The sequence below is a fragment of the Bacillus sp. AFS029637 genome (assembly GCF_002584985.1).
In the GTDB taxonomy this organism is placed as follows: domain Bacteria; phylum Bacillota; class Bacilli; order Bacillales; family Bacillaceae_G; genus Bacillus_A.
The window spans coordinates 121,096-140,961 of record NZ_NUPZ01000001.1; the positions used below are offsets into that span (position 1 = coordinate 121,096).

The 19,866-nt window shown below is 35.5% G+C and carries 15 protein-coding genes; 6 read left to right on the forward strand and 9 right to left on the reverse strand.

Annotated features, from left to right (window positions below):
- Positions 1-48: 48 nt before the first annotated feature.
- The 7 genes from COE49_RS00575 to fdhF form a co-directional block, all read right to left on the reverse strand.
- On the reverse strand, positions 49-2,415 hold the full coding sequence (locus COE49_RS00575) for a heavy metal translocating P-type ATPase (protein ID WP_088232489.1): 2,367 nt from the start codon (positions 2,413-2,415) through the stop codon (positions 49-51).
- A gap of 24 nt (positions 2,416-2,439) precedes the next feature.
- Complete coding sequence (locus COE49_RS00580; protein WP_088232488.1) at positions 2,440-2,817, reverse strand: ArsR/SmtB family transcription factor; 378 nt, start codon at positions 2,815-2,817, stop codon at positions 2,440-2,442.
- A 374-nt stretch (positions 2,818-3,191) separates the two neighbouring features.
- On the reverse strand, positions 3,192-4,607 hold the full coding sequence (locus tag COE49_RS00590; protein WP_088232487.1) for an amino acid permease: 1,416 nt from the start codon (positions 4,605-4,607) through the stop codon (positions 3,192-3,194).
- Between the two features lie 103 nt (positions 4,608-4,710).
- Positions 4,711-5,844, reverse strand: a complete 1,134-nt coding sequence (gene ald / locus COE49_RS00595; protein WP_001219739.1) for an alanine dehydrogenase — start codon at positions 5,842-5,844, stop codon at positions 4,711-4,713.
- 369 nt (positions 5,845-6,213) lie between these two features.
- Positions 6,214-8,085, reverse strand: a complete 1,872-nt coding sequence (locus COE49_RS00600) for a glycerophosphoryl diester phosphodiesterase membrane domain-containing protein (protein ID WP_098882395.1) — start codon at positions 8,083-8,085, stop codon at positions 6,214-6,216.
- Between the two features lie 156 nt (positions 8,086-8,241).
- Positions 8,242-8,724: a helical membrane plugin domain-containing protein gene (locus tag COE49_RS00605; protein ID WP_001040512.1), complete on the reverse strand. Its 483-nt coding sequence runs from the start codon at positions 8,722-8,724 to the stop codon at positions 8,242-8,244.
- 12 nt (positions 8,725-8,736) lie between these two features.
- Positions 8,737-11,679 carry a formate dehydrogenase subunit alpha gene (gene fdhF, locus COE49_RS00610; protein ID WP_098945646.1) on the reverse strand — a complete coding sequence of 981 codons (2,943 nt, stop codon included), beginning with the start codon at positions 11,677-11,679 and terminating at the stop codon, positions 8,737-8,739.
- 461 nt (positions 11,680-12,140) lie between these two features.
- On the opposite strand from fdhF, the gene COE49_RS00615 reads away from it, so the two are divergent.
- Positions 12,141-12,647 (forward strand): GNAT family N-acetyltransferase, encoded by a 507-nt coding sequence (locus COE49_RS00615; protein ID WP_098945647.1) that lies wholly within the window; start codon positions 12,141-12,143, stop codon positions 12,645-12,647.
- A 407-nt stretch (positions 12,648-13,054) separates the two neighbouring features.
- On the opposite strand, the gene COE49_RS27860 is transcribed toward COE49_RS00615, so the two are convergent.
- Positions 13,055-13,177 carry a hypothetical protein gene (locus COE49_RS27860; protein ID WP_088233340.1) on the reverse strand — a complete coding sequence of 41 codons (123 nt, stop codon included), beginning with the start codon at positions 13,175-13,177 and terminating at the stop codon, positions 13,055-13,057.
- Between the two features lie 331 nt (positions 13,178-13,508).
- Here COE49_RS27860 and COE49_RS00625 point away from each other — a divergent pair, with 331 nt between their 5' ends.
- The 3 genes from COE49_RS00625 (at position 13,509) to COE49_RS00635 (ending at position 16,564) form a co-directional block, all read left to right on the forward strand.
- On the forward strand, positions 13,509-14,180 hold the full coding sequence (locus COE49_RS00625) for a response regulator transcription factor (RefSeq protein WP_088233339.1): 672 nt from the start codon (positions 13,509-13,511) through the stop codon (positions 14,178-14,180).
- Between the two features lie 127 nt (positions 14,181-14,307).
- Entirely contained in the window at positions 14,308-15,759 is a 1,452-nt protein-coding gene (locus COE49_RS00630; protein WP_088233338.1) for a HAMP domain-containing sensor histidine kinase, read from the forward strand.
- A gap of 292 nt (positions 15,760-16,051) precedes the next feature.
- Entirely contained in the window at positions 16,052-16,564 is a 513-nt protein-coding gene (locus COE49_RS00635) for a GNAT family N-acetyltransferase (RefSeq protein ID WP_088233337.1), read from the forward strand.
- A gap of 33 nt (positions 16,565-16,597) precedes the next feature.
- On the opposite strand, the gene pdxR is transcribed toward COE49_RS00635, so the two are convergent.
- Positions 16,598-17,998, reverse strand: a complete 1,401-nt coding sequence (pdxR, locus tag COE49_RS00640; protein ID WP_098945648.1) for a MocR-like pyridoxine biosynthesis transcription factor PdxR — start codon at positions 17,996-17,998, stop codon at positions 16,598-16,600.
- Positions 17,999-18,118: 120 nt separating this feature from the next.
- On the opposite strand from pdxR, the gene COE49_RS00645 reads away from it, so the two are divergent.
- Both COE49_RS00645 and COE49_RS00650 read left to right on the forward strand, forming a co-directional pair.
- Complete coding sequence (locus COE49_RS00645) at positions 18,119-19,045, forward strand: DMT family transporter (RefSeq protein WP_098945649.1); 927 nt, start codon at positions 18,119-18,121, stop codon at positions 19,043-19,045.
- A gap of 115 nt (positions 19,046-19,160) precedes the next feature.
- Positions 19,161-19,685: a DUF4871 domain-containing protein gene (locus tag COE49_RS00650; protein ID WP_088233334.1), complete on the forward strand. Its 525-nt coding sequence runs from the start codon at positions 19,161-19,163 to the stop codon at positions 19,683-19,685.
- Positions 19,686-19,866: the final 181 nt, after the last annotated feature.

Genomic DNA, 19,866 nt, shown 5'->3' on the forward strand with positions numbered 1-19,866 from the left:
TTCAACAAAATAACCAATAAAAAATAGGACGCGATCGCGTCCTATTTTTTATAAATCTTTCACTCGTAATACACGCATTGCATTTAATACTGCAATTAACGTCACGCCTACATCTGAGAATACTGCTTCCCACATTGTCGCAATACCGAACGCACCAAGTAATAAAACTAATCCTTTAACACCTAATGCAAATATAATATTTTGCCACACAATGCTTCGTGTACGTTTTGCAATTTTTACAGCTGTCGCAATTTTTGAAGGTTCATCAGTCATTATAACAATGTCTGCTGCTTCAATTGCTGCATCAGATCCTAAACCACCCATCGCAATACCGATGTCTGCTCGCGCTAATACTGGCGTATCGTTAATACCATCACCAACGAAAACAACTTTTTCTTTCCCATGCTTCGCTGCATCGATTTTTTCAATTTCTTCTACTTTTTGTTGTGGTAACAACTCTGCATGAACTTCATCTAAACCTAATTCTTTACCAACAGCTTCACCAACTGGTTTTGCATCACCAGTTAACATGACCGTCTTCTTAATGCCTAGTTCTTTTAACTTTTGAATCGCTTGTTTTGAATCCTCTTTTACCTCATCAGAGATAACAATATAACCTGCATATTTACCATCTACAGCAACGTGAACTAATGTACCTACTGTTTCTGGTTGCTTAAATGCAATGTTTTCTTTTCTCATTAATTTCGCATTACCTGCAAAAATTTCTTTTCCTTGTACTTTTACAACCGTACCATGACCTGAAATTTCACTATAGTCTTCAATACTATTTTCATCGATTGATTTTCCATATGCATTTCGAATAGATTGTGCAATTGGATGATTTGAATACACTTCTGCAAATGCTGCGTATTCTAAAAGCTCTTCAGCTGTAGTACCTTCACTCGGCTGCATCTTCGTAACTTTAAAGACACCCTTTGTTAATGTTCCTGTTTTATCAAAAACGATATATTTCACATCATTCAATGCTTCTAAATAGTTGCTTCCTTTTACTAAAATACCACTTTTAGATGCCCCACCAATTCCTCCAAAGAAACCAAGAGGAATGGATACAACTAGCGCACATGGACAAGAGATAACTAAGAATACTAACGCTCTATAAATCCACTCTGAGAATGTAGCGCCTTCTAAAATAAGCGGTGGAATAAATGCCATAATTGCCGCTGTAATAACTACGACTGGCGTATAATAACGCGCAAACTTCGTAATAAAGTTTTCTGTTGGTGCTTTTTTGCTACTTGCATTTTGTACTAAATCTAAAATTTTTGATACAGTAGATTCACCGAACTCTTTTGTCACTTCAATTGTTAATACACCATTTTGATTTACAAAACCACTTAATACATCATTTCCAACTTCTACTTCACGCGGTACAGATTCTCCTGTTAGTGCTGAAGTATCCATCATCGATGTTCCTTCGACTACTTTTCCGTCTAATGGTACTTTCTCACCTGGCTTAACAATAATATAATCGCCGATTTGCACATCTTCTGGTGATACTTGTTTCGTTTCATTTCCAATCTTCACATTCGCATAATCAGGACGAATGTCCATTAATGAAGTAATTGATTTTCGTGAACGATTTACCGCAATACTTTGGAATAGTTCTCCTACTTGATAAAATAACATTACCGCAACAGCTTCTGAATATTGTTGAATTGCAAAAGCTCCTACAGTCGCAATAGCCATTAAAAAGTTTTCATCGAACACTTGGCCGCGAGTTATGTTTCTTACCGCTCTCCAAACAATATCTCCACCTATTAATAAATACGCAAGGACGAATAACGGAATTGTTATCATTTGTGGTAAATCAGCTAAGGCAGCAATCCCTGTCAAAATCCCACCGATTACTAATCGTCCTATCATCTTTTTCACATTTCCATCACCGTGATCATGACTGTGCCCATGGTCGTGTCCAGCTTTCTCTTCACGAACAACTTTTACATCTGGCTCTAACTTTTGAACGACATTTTTTATGTCTTCTATAGTCGCTTCTACTTCTCTTTTATTCGCAACTTCTACTCTTAGTTTCTTGGAAACGAAATCAACAGTTGCTTCTGAAACAGCTGGCATTTCCTTTACCTTATTTTCAATCTTCATTGCACAATTTGCACAATCTAAACCTTCTAATATAAATACTTCTTTTGCAATTTTTGTTTTTTGTTCTTCTTGCACTTTAATATGTGGTTCTAATTTTGTAACGAGTTGCTTCGCTTCCGTAACAACTTCATTTTCTCTATTTTGTGGTGTTTCTAAAACCATCGTCTTTGTTGCGAAGTTTACAGAGCAAGAGCTCACTCCTTCTATATTCCCAACACCTTTTTCAATTTTCATTGCACAATTCGCACAATCTAAACCTTCTAACATCAGTTTCTTTTTCACTAATGCTTCAGCCATCGTTATCTCCCTCCTCGCGTTGTTTTATTCTTCCTCGTTTACGTGTTCAAACGCTTGCTCGAAGATATGAATTACGTGCTGGTCAGCTAACGAATAATAAACGACCTTTCCTTCTTTACGATTCTTTACAAGCTTCGCTTGCTTTAATACACGAAGCTGATGCGAGATTGAAGATTGCGTCATTCCTAATAAATAAGCTAAATCACAAACACACATCTCAGCTTCAAATAATGCATGTAATATTCTCGTACGTGTACGGTCACCTAATACTTTAAATAATTCTGCTACTTTACTTAAACTTTCATCAGTCGGAATCGTTTGTTTCACCTGATCCACGACTTCCTCATGAATTATTGTTTGAGAACAAGTCTCTTGCGGTGCTTCTCCTTTATTTCCAGCCATTATAGCTCACCTCTTCAATTGAACATATGAACAATCATTCATATATCTTATACTTTTATTATATGAGCGCCCATTCATATGTGTCAATAAAAACCAAAAGATTTTTTTGACAATTCCGTTCACATTTCAACATAAACATATCAATATTCTCCGCATCTATCATACTCTTCATACAAAAAAGGATGCACGAAAACTATCGTGCATCCTTCTCCTATTTATTCACTTTCACTCCATCCACAATTAACGAAGAAAATTCTAATTTACCACCTTGATTTCTGTAACCAAAAGGTTTCGAGCTATAAATGAATCCTTTATTTCCATAAAAAAACCTTGCGCGCTCCCTAGACGCACAAGGCTTACTAACTTATATCCCTTTAATTAGCTTCTTCTAAATTATCCTGCGAACTTCCATCTTCTTTTAAATGACTATGTTTTTTCGAATAAACAAAGTATACAATTACACCAAGTGCTAACCAAATACCGAAGTATATCCATGTTGTTAATGGTAAATTTACCATTAAGAATAGACAACATGCAACTGAAATAATCGGTAAGGTTGGTACAAGTGGTACCATAAATCCACGTTGTAATTTCGGATGCGTTTTACGAAGAATGATAACAGTTACACCAACCATCGCAAATGTTAATAATGCTCCAATATTCGCTAAATTCGACAATTCTTTTAAATCGATAAATCCAGCAATTAAAGCACTACCAATTCCTGTTAACCAAACTGAAAATGTTGGTGCTTCAGTCTTCTTGTTAATTTTCGCAAAAGATTTTGGCAATAAACCGTCACGGCTCATAGCGAAGAATACACGTGTTGTCGCATAAATGTAAGCGAAAATTACAGCCATAATACCGATTACAGCTCCAATAGCAATTACACCAGCTACTTTATCTTGCCCTACAACCTCTAGTACATATGACATAGCTTCTGGTACATCTAATTCCTTATAAGAAACCATACCTGTCATAACAAGACAAACCACAACATAAATGATTGTACAAATCACTAACGAAGCAATAATACCAATTGGTAGATCACGTTGCGGATTTTTTACTTCTTCAGCAGAAGTTGCTAATGCATCAAATCCTAAGAAAGCGAAGAATACTGCTGCTCCTCCGGCAAAGACTCCACTTAAGCCATACGGTGCAAATGGTATCCAGTTTTCTGGTTTCACGTAGAATACACCAACTGCAATGAATAAAACAACGATACCAATTTTAATTAATACCATTATGTTATTCACACGCTTACTTTCTTTCGTACCTCGTGATAATAACCAAGTTATCACCAACGTAACGATAACTGCAGGTAAGTTCACGATACCACCTTGCGCCGGAATCGTTAACAATGCTTTTGGAATTTCAATTCCCAATCCACTCACTAAATTATTGAAATAACCTGTCCATCCGCCAGCTACTGCGGCAGTTGTTACGACATATACGGATAACAATGTCCATCCCATTAAATGGGCAACAAATTCACCAATTGTCGCATATGAATAGGTGTACACACTACCTGAAACTGGAAGTGTAGATGCAACTTCTGCATAACATAACGCTGCAAATCCACAAACAATTGCTGCAATCATGAATGAAAAAATAACTGCTGGTCCAGCATCTCTTGCTGCTACTATTCCTGTTAATACTAGAACTCCTGTACCAATTATCGCACCAATCCCTAGCATTGTTAGGTCGAATGCCCCTAGCGTTTTCGTCAAAGTTTTACTTTTACTTTCCCCTAACAATTGCGTAACGGATTTCTTTTTAAATAGGTTGGCCACGATGAATGCCCCCTTTTGCCAAGAAGAGCTAAGAGGTGTTATCTCTTAGCTCTTATCATGTTGTTTTATATATTGTTCGATTTTGTTTTGTATAATGCTGCTATTAGCAAGATACTGTTTCTGCTTCTAATAACTCTTTTGCACCTTTGTACTCTACACCGTGAGCTTCTGCAACTGCTTCGAATGTTACATAGCCATCTAATGTATTGATACCTTTTAATAATGCAGTATTGCCTAGGCAAGCTTCTTTGTAGCCTTTGTTAGCAATTTGTACTGCATATGGTACTGTTACGTTTGTTAATGCAAGAGTTGATGTACGTGGAACCGCACCTGGCATGTTAGCAACTGCATAGTGAACAACGCCGTGTTTTTCGTAAGTTGGGTTGTCATGAGTTGTAATACGGTCAGTTGTTTCGAAAATACCACCTTGGTCAATCGCGATATCAACAACAACAGAACCTGGTTCCATTGATTTAATCATTTCTTCTGTTACAAGTTTTGGCGCTTTTGCACCTGGGATTAATACTGCACCAATTACAAGATCAGACTCTTTAACAGCTTCTGCAATATTGTAAGGATTAGACATTAAAGTTTTTACTTGGTTTCCGAAAATGTCATCTAATTGACGAAGACGTTCTGCACTTAAGTCGATGATTGTTACATCTGCACCTAGTCCAACTGCAATTTTAGCAGCATTTGTACCAGCTTGTCCACCACCGATGATTGTTACTTTACCGCGCTTAACCCCTGGAACACCTGCAAGTAAGATACCTTTACCGCCTTTGTTTTTCTCAAGGAATTGTGCACCGATTTGTGCAGCCATACGACCAGCTACTTCACTCATAGGTGCAAGTAATGGTAATGAACGGTTGTCTAATTGTACTGTTTCGTATGCAATTGCAACAACTTTCTTCTCGATTAAAGCTTTTGTTAATTCTGGCTCTGGAGCTAAGTGTAAGTATGTGAATAAGATCAAACCTTCACTGAAGTGTTTGTATTCGCTTTCAATTGGTTCCTTAACTTTCATAACCATTTCCATGTTCCAAGCTTCTTCAGCTGTATCAACAATTTTTGCTCCTGCTTCAACATATTGAGCATCTGTGAAACCAGATCCTAAACCTGCACCCTTTTGAATGAATACTTCGTGATTGTTACGAATTAAATGTACAACACCTGCTGGTGTCATTGCCACACGGTTTTCGTTGTTTTTAATTTCTGCTGGTACTCCAATACGCATAATGAAATGCCCCCTTATAATTAACAGAAAAAAGAAAGTCTTTTTTCTTTTTGTAATAATTAATAACTTATGTCCTTATTCTAGCATAACTTCAAAGTTATGAAAACGCTAACATACCATTTTTTTAAAGTTTATATATTTAGAATAGTGTAAATATATAAAACATTGATTCTATTAGGGACTTTATTCTATTTCATTATCTATAACTCTATTTTTATTATATTCCTTCAAAATGAACAATAACTATTTATTATTCGACAATAATGTAACAATGTAAGAAACCCAAGTAACCACGTATACATATACACTTATTATTTTACACAATGCTTTAGAGATATATTCTTTTTACAAAAAAACAGCTGCTAGCATTTAGCTAGCAGCTGGATAACTTATAAATAACTTCGAAAACAAATCATCTGTTGTTTCCGTAATTTTATCGAACAAATCACTTTCTTCTGCTTCTTGCTCTTTTAACATCTTAATTGTTTCACGTGCCGATTCAGGATAATCGGTAATGATTCCATCTACGTTTAACTTGTAATATGCCTTTAAACTCTCCATATCGTTCACTGTCCATACATAAATTGGCTTATTTAACTTCCTTGCTTCTCTTACCAATTTTTTATTTAACATGTATTCTTCTGCTACATAAAAATCAGCCTTCACATTCTTTAAGTTAGCTCTACTTGCATACAGTATATATCCTACTTTTATCTCTGGATTTGCACGCTTAAACTCTTTAATAAGAGGATAATGTAATGTTTGAATAACACATTGTTTCTCAAAGTCATTATCTTTAATCGTTTTTAATACTTTGTTTACAAAATCTTTTTCGCCCCCGTGAAGCTTCACTTCAATATTGAGTTTGATTTTACCCTTTGCCAGCTTAATCATCTCATCAAGCGTGCTTATTTGTCCTGAAAATCCATCTTGACTAAGAGTAAGCTGCCTTAACTCATCCATCGTTAAATCTGACACATTCACATTGGCATTAGCAAGACGTTTTAACTTCAAATCATGTATAACCGCTAGTTCACCATCTTTTGTTTGTAATACATCTATTTCAGCGTAGTCTGCCTTTGCATCAATAGCACCTTGCAAAGCTTCTTTCGTATTTTCTACCCCTTTTGATATATACCCGCGGTGTGCCATAATAATCGGTTCTTTATACGAATTCGAAATAAACGTTACAATGAAGGCAACGACCATTCCTGCAGTAATAATTCCTACAATATATACACCAATAAATTTCCAACGATGTTTTTGGAAGAAACATTTATCTGCTTTTGATTTTGAATAATCTAATCCTTCTTCTAATAAAACATCTTCGACGGGAACCTTTTGTAAATACAATCGTGTAATCGCCATAATATAAAACGGTGTCACGATAAAACTAAATAAATACAATGTACTCGTTAAAAATACAGAGATTGTTGATTCAGCTAATAATGCAAATGTTCCCTGCGGATTCGTAAACTCATAAACGCCCCATAGACACAATAAATACATTCCGAAAAATACAACATACACAATCCCTATTGAAACGAAAAAGCCTACTAAAAAGAAAAGTACTTTAAAAAAGCTTTCTTTTACTAAAATTGCACTTTTACGCGCTGCCATGCGAAATGGCTTTTGCTCTAGAACGACAATAGGTAACACAAAAATCCAACGAAGGTTCAAATACGCAACTACAGCAAAAAACGTATAATAACCTACTTGCCCCATTGTTGTCTTAAACAGTTCTCCTGTAATAAAGTTAGGAATTTGAATTTGAGGGATTAATGCTGTTTCATACCCCATATTTAAAAGAGGCAACAATACGACGGCATATAAAATAAATCCCGGTAAGCAATATGTGAAAAGAGTAGGTAAATACGTTACCGTTTTATATAAAATCGGGCGTAATTTCACCTTTTGTCTTTTATGAGCGAAATACGAAATAATAATAAGCACCGCAAATTCCGTAAAGATAAGAAACATTGCTAACAATGACAAAATTACGATTGCCAAGATGCCGTATGGCGTTTTTAAAAATGCTAATAATTCATCATTCGTTGCATTTGCATAACCACCAAAATACAATAACTTATTAAAAATGATCCCAAATAGAGGGACGAATACAATTGCTGCTAATAATTTATAAGCAAGTTGAAAGGTTAATACATTCCAAAAAGCAAACCTAACTGTTTGAAAGGAATGTCCCATTACTCCTGGTATAGATAGTTTTTTACGGTGTTGCATATATTCCTCCGAATTCTAAAACGATATTTGGGATGGATTCCATATTTCCAGTTTCAATCCATCTTTTTAATAATAATATATTCCGCTTAACATGAACACTCTTATACATACAACGAAAAAAGTGATGGCTACTTCCCATCACTTTTTTCATCCACTCTATTTTTTCTCTAGTCCTTGTCCAAACGCTTTCAAGAAACTAAAACCGAATGTAATAGCCCTGTTAATGTCTGGATCTTTTAATACTTTAAAGAAATCCATTACCTTCGTTTTTTTACCACTATTTAATTCATCTGTTGCAAATTGTAATCCAGTAACTAAACTTGATGTAATTTGCTTCGTTACTTCTGGGTCAACTGAAGATAACGCTTCTCCTGCCCCCATCATATTGTTTAACGCATTTTTAACTGGCTCACGATTTAATTGCTCAACAGCAATTTTTGACACATCTTCCTTTGCGGCAAGTAAACTAATCGCCGCGTCTAAAATACCAGCTTTCTGTAATTGTGCTAACAACTGCATTGTTTCCTCGACTGCTTCACGGTTATTCGCTAACTCAGTGAACAGTTCCTCTGCTAATTGCTGTTTTTTCTCTTCTTCTGTTACAACCTTTTTTTTGATTAAAGTAATCTCTTTTGCCATTATCTCCGCCCCCTAATTCTGGTCCACAAGTGATACATATTGTTTTCGTTGCCATTTTTGCTCAATTTCAACACCGTTTTGCGGATGACGTTTTTTATCTCTTGGGTTTGAAGATGGTAATGGACGAGTTCCTTTTTCACGTAATACGCGCAGTTTCACCATTGTTTGTTTATAAGCTGGTGTACATGTATAAATGTCGGTTGCTGTTCCTGTTAAAATATTGATTGCCTCTTCATTTACTGTCGCATGCATCGGCAAATATAACTCATTTCCAGTTACACGATCTGTAACAAGTGCTTGTACTTTAATCTTCCCAAATGGTGATGCTAATTCTACAAGACCACCATCTTTCACATTGCGTTCTAAAGCGAGTTCCGGCGAAATTTCAACAAAGACTTCAGACACTTTAGATAAAATTCCAGCCGACTTATTCGTCATATTTCCTTCATGGAAATGCTCTAGCATACGGCCATTATTTAAGAGTAAATCATACTCATCTGGCGCTACAACTGGTGGTACCCATTCATCTAATGATAAACGAGCAAGTTTATCTGGGAAGTTAAATCCATCTACATATAATAGCGGTGTATCGCTACCATCATGGCTACCCCAACATAAACTATTCCATCCCTCTAAACGATCGTACGTTGCTTGAGAGTATAATGGTGCAAGTGATGCAATTTCATCCATAATTTCACTTGGACTTTCATAATTCCAATCCCCGCCAAGTGCACGAGCGACTTTTTGTAAAATCCACCAATCCGGCTTAGAATCACCGAGTGGCTTCAATACTTCATACAACCTTTGAATACGGCGCTCTGTATTCGTAAATGTTCCTTCTTTTTCTAAACTTGGCGCCGCTGGTAAAATAACATCAGCAAAACGAGCTGTTTTCGATAAGAACATATCTTGAACAACAAGGAAGTCTAAATTTGCTAAAATATGTTGCACATGGTTCGCATTTGAATCAACTAAAGCCATTTCTTCACCCATGACATACATACCACGCAGTTTTCCTTCATCTGCCGCAAGTAACATTGCAATATTATTTAACCCCGGTGCTTTCGGAATGGTAGTACCATATGCTTTTTCAAATTTTGCACGAAGCGTATCATCTGAAACTGCTTGATATCCCGGAAGCCAGTTTGGTAATGTCGCCATATCACAAGCACCTTGCACGTTATTATGTCCTCGTAACGGATATGCACCTGCACCAGGACGACGATAGTTACCCGTAACAAGCAGTAAATTTGAAATTGCTGCTGACGTTGTACTTCCTCCTGTATTTTGAGTTACACCCATCCCCCAAAGTACACAAGTACCATCCGCTTCATATACCATACGAGCCATTTCTTTTAACTGATCTTTAGAAATACCTGTAATTTCCTCTGTATAATCCAGCGTATATTTTTCTAGCATGTTGCTATATTCATCAAAGTTCTTCACATTTTCGGCTAAGAACTTTTTATCATGCCAATCTTGATCAATAATATATTTCGTAATACCAGCAAGCCATACGTAATCCGTTCCTTGACGCGGATGAATAAACAAATCCGCACGCTCTGCCATCTCATGTTTGCGAAGGTCTGCCACAATTAATTTTTGTTCGTGTAATTTATGAGCACGTTTTACACGTGTTGCAAGTACAGGATGTCCTTCTGTTGGATTTGCACCAACAATAATAACAAGACCTGCTTCAGCGATATCTTTCACTGTTCCAGCATCCCCGCCCATACCGACAGTTTTAAATAAACCGTCTGTCGCTGGGGACTGACAATAACGTGAACAATTATCTACATTATTTGTTCCATATATTTGACGTGCTAGTTTTTGCATAAGATAGTTTTCTTCATTCGTTACTTTCGAAGAAGAAATAAATCCAAATGCATCACTGCCATATTCTGATTTAATATGCTGCATATTAGATGCAACCACTTCAAGAGCCTCTTCCCAAGAAGCTTCAACAAACATATCTCCTTGGCGAATTAACGGTTTTGTAATACGATCTTCACTATTTACAAAGTCCCATCCAAATTTACCTTTTACGCATGTGGAAATGCCGTTAACCGGTGCATCTGAAACAGGTTGCACTTTTAAAATATGACGGTCTTTCGTCCATACTTCGAATGAGCAACCGACACCACAAAACGTACAAACTGTTTTTGTTTTATTAACCTTCGTCTTACGCATCGCAGACTCTACTTCTGAAACTGCTAAAATACTGCTATATCCTGGCTCTACATCTTTTACAAAATCAATCATCGGATCTAACACATCTGGTTTTAATCCTGTCATAAAACCAGCCTCACCTAGCATTGTTTTTTCCATTAATGCATTACATGGACATACTGTTACACACTGCCCACAACTCACACAAGATGAGTCATTTATACTTACACCATTGTCCCAAATTACACGTGGACGATCCAAACTCCAATCAATTGACAACGTTTCATTCACTTGTAAATTTTGGCATACTTCTACACATTGCCCACAAGCAATACATTGATTTGGATCATATCGATAAAATGGATGTGACATGTCCACTTCACACGCACTTACTTTCGGTTCATACGGATATTTCTGTTCTTCAATTCCCATCATATGCACTGTATTATGTACTTTACAATTACCGTTATTGTTATCACATACGGTACAATACAATAAATGGTTTTCTAATATTCGATCCATCGCCTCAGTCTGCGCCTCTTTTGCACGCTGTGACTGTCTTTCAATATGCATACCGTTCTCTAATTTCGTTGAACAAGCACGCATCAACTTCCCATCTACTTCTACAATACATGTATCACAAGTTTGAATTGGATCTACTTCTGGTACATGACAAATTTGAGGATGTTCCAAATTACTCTCGTTAAATAATTGTAGTATCGTCTTTTCACCCGATGCGGATAATTCTTTACCATCAACGGTTACACGGACTGTCTGTTCTGCCATAGTTTCCCCTCTCCTTACAACCAACTGTACAACACGATTTTGAATCCGTTTTCAAAATCGCGTTACTGTACATATTTTTGAAACACTCTGCCCAAATACTTTTCTTATGAAGTCGATTCTAGATGTTATAAGGTATCACTACGAAAGCTTAAAAATGTCACTATTCTACAGTTCTATTATATCGTACATATACAATAACAACCAAAATAATCTGTTATCTTCCTCCGAATAACTAAAATAACTCCTCAAGCGAGGAATTATTTTAGTTATAAAAATGTAATATATTAAATACTTGAATAGTTAATGAAGTTAATATATAATTTCATTACATAATTAAAACAAAACATTGTAGCATATATCTTTTCATTCTTTTACAAATTAAAAGAGATCACTAACAAAACGCATACTCAATCTTATACAAGTAATGAATTTATTTAAAATCCACCAGGGAGGTTACGACTATGGAAATTCGCTTATTAACAACAGAGGACGCAGAAGTATATTTAAAAGTTTGTATGGAAGGTTTAACGAAGAATCCTGAAGCTTTTAGCTCTTCTTATGAAGATGTTCTTAAACATGAAGATCCTGTAGCTGCTATGGCAAAACGATTAAGTAATCCTGATAAATATACGCTAGGTGTCTTCAAAGATAACGATTTAATCGGCATTTCTACTTTAGAAACAAAACCATTCATTAAACAAGAACATAAAGCAAAAATTGGTTCCGTTTTTGTTTCCCCAAAAGCGCGTGGCCTTGGTGCAGGACGAGCTTTAATTAAAGCAATTATTGAAAATGCTAATAAATTACAAGTAGAACAGCTCATGCTCGATGTTGTGGCTGGTAACAATGCCGCAAAAAAATTATATGAGTCATTAGGCTTCCAAACTTACGGCGTACAAGAACGTTCTTTAAAACACAATGGTCAATATTGGGACGAGGAACATATGGTTCTGTTCTTAAATGAGTAATACTTCAATACAGTTTTCCAAGAGCATCTTTTGATCAAGAAAGGTGCTTTTTTCATTACAACAATGTAATCTTCATGTCACCTTTATCGATCGTACCAAACCTTTCCATTCATTATACTAAAAGTGTAAAGTGACACTTTAATTAGTGAGACACCACTCATGAAACGAACGTACAGCATTCAATTGATATGTAGAGGAGAATGTGACATGAAACAAAACAAACGAGCTATACTTTTAATATTTACCACAGCGATTGTAACTTCTGGTTTAGCAATTTTGCCTTGGCTTATTATATAGAACTATTCCCTTGAAACTATACTCAGTGAGGAAACGTCCATCCTTATCCAGTACTTTCCTACATAAAACAAAAAGCTGATTGCTTCTAACAAGCAATCAGCTTTTTTATATTATAAAATCCCTAAAAATTTATTTACGCAACTTATAATAATAACCATAGATACGGCAACACACATTACAACCGTATTACGATCTTGCTTTTCTTTTGATGAAATTTCTTCTTTTGGATTCATGTGTATAATCTCCTTTTAAAAAAAAGTGTGAGATAGGAATTTTTTCTTATCCGATGCGAGGTGAATACGAAAACCCTCTCTATCTCACATACACAATAGAATGGAATTGTCATTTTATAAATAAAATGACATGACGTTATGTCGCAACATAGGGTATTTTGTGTCGCTACGTTTTCTATTATAAAAAATAGTTGTGCAAAACTAGTGCATTTTTTATGTCAATTGCCCCGAACGAAAGAATCAGCCTTCCATTCAATCACATAAAAAGAGTTTTTTATTATTTTCATGTAAACTATACAAGTAGAATGAATAGTTTGGGGTGCACAAGATTATGGTGAAAATTTTATTAGTAGACGACGAAGAACGTATGTTACGATTATTAGATCTGTTCTTAAGTCCTCGCGGTTATTTTTGTATGAAAGCTACTTCTGGCCTTGAAGCACTAAAATTAATCGAACAAAAAGACTTCGATATTATTTTGTTAGACGTTATGATGCCAACTATGGATGGTTGGGAGGCTTGCTATCAAATCCGGCAAATTTCCAATGTTCCAATCATTATGCTAACAGCTCGTAATCAAAATTACGATATGGTTAAAGGACTTACGATGGGAGCAGATGACTATATTACAAAACCATTTGATGAACATGTATTAGTCGCACGAATTGAGGCTATATTACGTCGCACAAAGAACGATGGCTTTGTTAGCTTCAATGGTATTGAGTGGGATAAAACGAAACATACTGTCACAGTATATGACGAAAAGATCTCGTTAACTCCTATCGAATTTTCGTTACTTGGACTATTTTTACAAAATACAAACCGTGCTTACAGCCGAGATGATTTAATCGAAAAAATTTGGGGCTATGAAACGGACATCGAATATAGAACGATCGATTCACACATTCGTAATATCCGTGATAAATTACGCAAAAAAGGGTTTCCAGTTGAAAATTACTTAGAAACTGTCTATAAGGTCGGATATAAATGGAAAGGTGAATAATCACTTCGGTCAGCGGACACTTTAGCCTGCATCAATGGGCAATAAGTGTCCGATTGATGCGGGATAATAATCCGTAGAATCCTCTAATTAAAATTTCACTTTATATGAAATAAGGTATGGTGAGAAAATGAGCAAACTTTCCCTTAAAATTGGGACATACTTTTTAATATTAGCTTTATGTATTGAAACAATTGCTTTCGTATCTTTTTACAAAAGTATTTCAAAAATGCGAGTTGAAGAGGAAACGCTCGCTCTTTTAGAAAAAGGCAATCGCTATCGTAGTAAGATTGAAAAACGCGCACAATGGAATGAATATTACAAACAAAAACCAGAGCAATACAATAATCGCTATAAACGACCGGTGTATCAAGATTTCACTATTGAGCATGCGGCTGAAGAGTTAATTGAATCCGAATTAATCGCTAACTCTGATATAACTATCATTATAACTGACAATAACGGCAAAATTATTTCCACTTCAGAACCCGTAACGAAAGAAATGCAAAAACATCTGAATTGTAAAACAAAACATGTTCCCAAAAATGGATTAATAGTAGATGGAAACTGGAAAAAATCAAAATTCATCTCAACAGTAAGCCCACTTGAAATAAAAGGATTTCAAGGTAACTTACATATGTTATTAAAAACATCCTTCTTAGAAAATATGTTACTTAAACTCATGAATCAATTTCTTATCATCAGTATTTTGACGATTATTTTAACAACTATTTCTGTCTTTGTTTTTTCTCGTGTTATTACAGAACCACTTATAAAAATGAAGAGAGCAACAGAGAAAATATCAAAATTAAACAAACCAATTCAATTAGGAATTAAACGAAATGATGAACTTGGAAGCTTAGCAAAAACGATTGAAGATTTATCCAGTGAACTTACGTATATGAAAAAAGAACGCAATGAATTTCTCGCTAGTGTTGCTCACGAGTTATTAACTCCATTGACCTATATGAAAGGTTATGCAAATGTCGCAAAGAGAGATTCTTTAACGAAAGAAGAACGCGAAGAATACTTACAAATCATTGAAGACGAAACGGATAGTGTAACCGATCTCGTACAAGATTTATTTATGCTTGTACAATTAGAGCAACACCAGTTTGTTATTAAAAAACAAAAAATGCTTCTTCAACCATTTTTAGAACGAATGGTTGAAAAAACAAAAACAACATTAACGAACAAACAAATGCAACTTCATGTATACTGCAAAGATGATGTAGAAGCGTGTATAGACGAAAGACGTATGGAGCAAGTAATGTTAAATTTATTGCATAATGCTTATCAGCATTCACCAGAAAACACTACTATAACAATACGTGTACTAACTGAATCAGATCATTTTACAATAAGTGTACAAGATGAAGGAGAAGGTATTCCAGAAGAAGATATTCTGCATATTTTTGATCGTTTTTACCGCGTTGATAAATCCAGAACAAGAGCTACTGGAGGAAAAGGTATCGGACTAGCTGTTGCAAAGGAAATCGTAGAATTGCACAACGGTTCCATTCGAGCAACAAGCGAATTAGGAGCAGGAACAACTTTTATAATCAAACTACCTTTTGAATAATAAGTGTGTGAAAACACCAGTAGTAGTAAACACTACTGGTGTTATTTTGTTCATAAAACCAACTTATATAAGCTAGGCTTTTGAAATTATTCTTATTTCAATATAAAATAAAGTGAAACTTTAATCCATGGAAAGATTCACCCCATGGATTATTAGTTGAACCAATCGGGCATTTACGGGCAGTTATCTCCCACCTAACTTCCGCGCATTCGCCGAATTTTAAAGTTGGAGTCTTACTGCCCGTTAATGCGGGGTAAAGGTACATTTGTCAAAGATTTGGAGGGTGATATAATTGGATATCCATGTATTAACAAAAGACGAGGCAGAAATTTACTTAGAACTTCGTGTAGAAGGATTAAAACAAAATCCGGAAGCTTTCAGTTCTTCTTATGAAGATATTATTAATAAAGAGTGCGCGATTGAATATAAAGCACAAAAATTAGCACAAGATGAAAACTATACGCTAGGTGCATTTAAAGATGGACAATTAATCGGTGTTGCAACGCTGGAAACGAAACCATATGTAAAACAAGAGCATAAAGCTAAAATCGGTTCTGTATATGTCTCTCCAAAAGCACGTGGACTTGGAGCAGGAAAATCCCTAATTAAAGAATGTCTTGAACTTGCTAAATCTTTAGAAGTAGAACAAGTTATGCTTGATGTTGTTGTCGGAAACGATGGTGCAAAGAAACTTTATGAGTCATTGGGCTTTAAAACATTTGGTGTACAAGAGCGTTCACTGAAATATAACGGACAATATTGGGATGAAGAGCATATGGTCTTATTCCTAGATGAAAATAAATAACAAAAAACATCCTCTAGTGTATGAGGATGTTTTTTACTTTTTTGTACACCATGCCGTACTTAATAGTTGAATCGCTTTCACAATTTCTTCTTCTGATAATATCGCAAACCCAAGTAAAACTATATTTCCCGGAGCAGTGCCGTCTTTATAGTACGTAGAAACAGGATATACTTTAATACGATGTTTCGCGGCTTCTGTAATTAAATCTTCTTCCCGCATTCCATTATGCACCTTTAATAAAATGTGTAATCCCGAATCTTCTCCTATCACTTCAACCTGATCAGCGAAATACTTTTCTATTTCAAAAACAAGTCGATCTCTCTTTTTCCGGTAGACGACACGCATTTTATGAATATGTTTTTCAAAATGCCCTTCATTTAAAAACTTTCTAATCACTTCTTGGTCTATTCTTGAAACACTTTGTGTATAAAACAAATATTGCTTTTGATACTTGTTAATTAAATTCTTCGGTAATACTATATAACTCATCCGTAATGAGGGCAACAAAGCTTTTGAGAGCGTCCCCATATAAATAACTTTCCCATCTGTATCTAATCCTTGTAGTGCCGGAATTGGCTTTCCTGAATAACGAAATTCACTATCGTAATCATCTTCAATAATATACCTACCTTCTTCTTTCTTCGCCCATTGTAAAAGCTGCATCCTTCTCGTGATAGGCATAATCATTCCGTACGGGAATTGATGAGACGGTGTAACAAATACAACATTCGCATCACTATTCTCTAAATCTGCAATACAAATTCCATCCCTATCTAAAGATAACATTTGAACTCTGTTTTCTCCTTGTTCAAAAGCAACCATTTTCCTATGATACCCTGGGTTTTCGACTGCATAACAGCTTCCCTGTAATAACTGAAAAAGTAACTTTACTAATATTTGCGTACCCGCTCCTAATACAATTTGACTCGGTGAACAACGCACACCTCTAGATTCATACAAATACTTTGCAATTTCTTCTCGTAAGCTCACTTCTCCTTGTGGGTGACCAAGAAAGAGCAACTCATTATTGTGCGGCTGCCATACGTCATTTATAAGTTTCCGGTACATATTGAATGGAAAAGTATTCGTATCGACTCCTGTTTGTGTGAAATCAAATGTATAATCCCTCTCCCGAAAGGATATTTCCGCTATTCTATCTTCGCTTCCTTCTACATGAATCATTTGTTCAATTTTACACACGAAGTAACCTTTTCTCGAAATTGACTCAATATACCCTTCTGCAAGTAATTGCTCGTACGCCGCTTCTACTGTATTTTTACTTACTTGTAAATATATCGCCAGCTTTCTTTTAGCCGGTAATTTCGTAAAAGCTGGAATCGTTCCATCTTTAATCTCTTTTTTTATATACTCATACAATTGCACATACAACGCGATTTTACTTTGCGTATTTAAATTAGGCGTTAATTCTAACATAATATCTGACCCCTTAATAAAACTAAAATCTGATACTTTTTACAGTACCAGATTTTATATATAATTCCTTTTATCATGTCACACATAAAAAATCAAATACTAGAGAGGAGATGCATGATAGTGAACAATAGTAGACGTATTGGACTCATCATGATTATTACAGGAGCTACCTTATGGGGGGTATCGGGTCCAATGATTCAATGGCTTTTTCAGCATACTAACGTATCATCCATTGATTTTTTAACAATTCGCTTGTTGCTTGCGGGAATATTTATTTTGTCTTTCTTATTTATAAAGAAACAAGACATATTTCACATTTGGAAACACCCTAAACAATTTATACAACTGATTATTTTCTCTATTCTCGGCATGCTTGGTGCACAATACGCCTTTATCGAAACGGTTCATATTAGTAATGCAGTCACAGCAACACTATTTCAATTTCTAGGTCCTGTACTTATTACCATTTATGTTGCCTTTGAACAAAAGAAATTCCCTGCTTCTATGCAAATACTAGCCATTATCACCGCTCTAACGGGGACATACTTTATTATTACAAACGGTTCAATTGAAAACATTGTTTTATCTAAAGCAGCCATTACTTTCGGTCTATTAACAGCGATTGGATTTGCATTTTATACCCTTCATCCTGCTTCCCTTATTAAAGAATGTGGTACAACTGTAGTAATTGGCTGGGGAATGTTAATTGGAGGAATTGCACTGCTTATTTGTAATCGTTCTTTTGGGTGGAATCAAATTTCGCAAACTTTCACACTCCAAACTTTTTCTATGCTTATTCTTATCATTATAAGTGGCACCCTTTCTTTCCTTCTTTATATTGGTAGTCTTAAATATTTAGCTGCAACAGAAACTAGTATTTTATCTAGCATTGAACCACTTGTAGCAGCCATCGTTTCAATCGCTTGGCTTAATGAATCTTTTGGAGCATATCAATTACTAGGCGGCGTATGTATCGTTCTTTCTGTTATTTTCTTAACGGTGCCTCAAAAAGAGCGCGGGCCAGCCTATTCAACTGAACAAATATAGAAAATGTCAAAAGAGGTCGTACAAAACTTACGACCTCTTTTTATACTTTAAAGGAATTGTCCCGCCTTCTAGCAAATACAATTACACTAACAATAAAAACTAGGAGTGTGGCACCATGAAAAAAATCGGAACTATGCTACTTTTCTCCTTTCTCATTACTGGCTGTGCGCAAGTGCAACCCGATGCAAACGTATCTAAAAAAGAAATACTGGAAACATCATCCGCTCAAATTAACGTCCCTTCCTTTTTTCATCTTAGTGTTTTAAAAGATGTAAATTGGGAAGAAGCCCCATCCTTCGTAGAAGGAAAAATACCGTTAAAAGGGATCGAAAAAAAAATCGCAATGGCTGATAGTCCTATTATCGCAAATGAACAAAATGAAATAATGTGGTACTTTCTAGATCCTGAAATGCCAACAGGAAATTTATCTATTATTGCGCTAAAACAAGGATCTGTAACTCCAACACCAGTACTCTTTCAACAAGAAACTTCCAAACAAACTTGGACTACTTCAAATACAATCGATTCTACTACAAACGAACTCCCTCTCACTATGTCACTACCTTCATCTGGATTATGGGTATTAAATATATATGTGAATGAAAAATATTATGATCAGTTTGTGATCACTGCGGAGTAAGTTGATAAAACTAATATACTTCCTTGCACCCGCTGAATTTTGAACGAGAGTCTTACTGCCAGCAAATAACGAGATGAATAGTGGAGAAACATCAATAATTCTACACTTCTTCATTATTTTAATTTCTTACTTCAAAAAAGCAGTGCCTTTTTAGGCACTGCTTTTACAGAGTGTTTGGAAA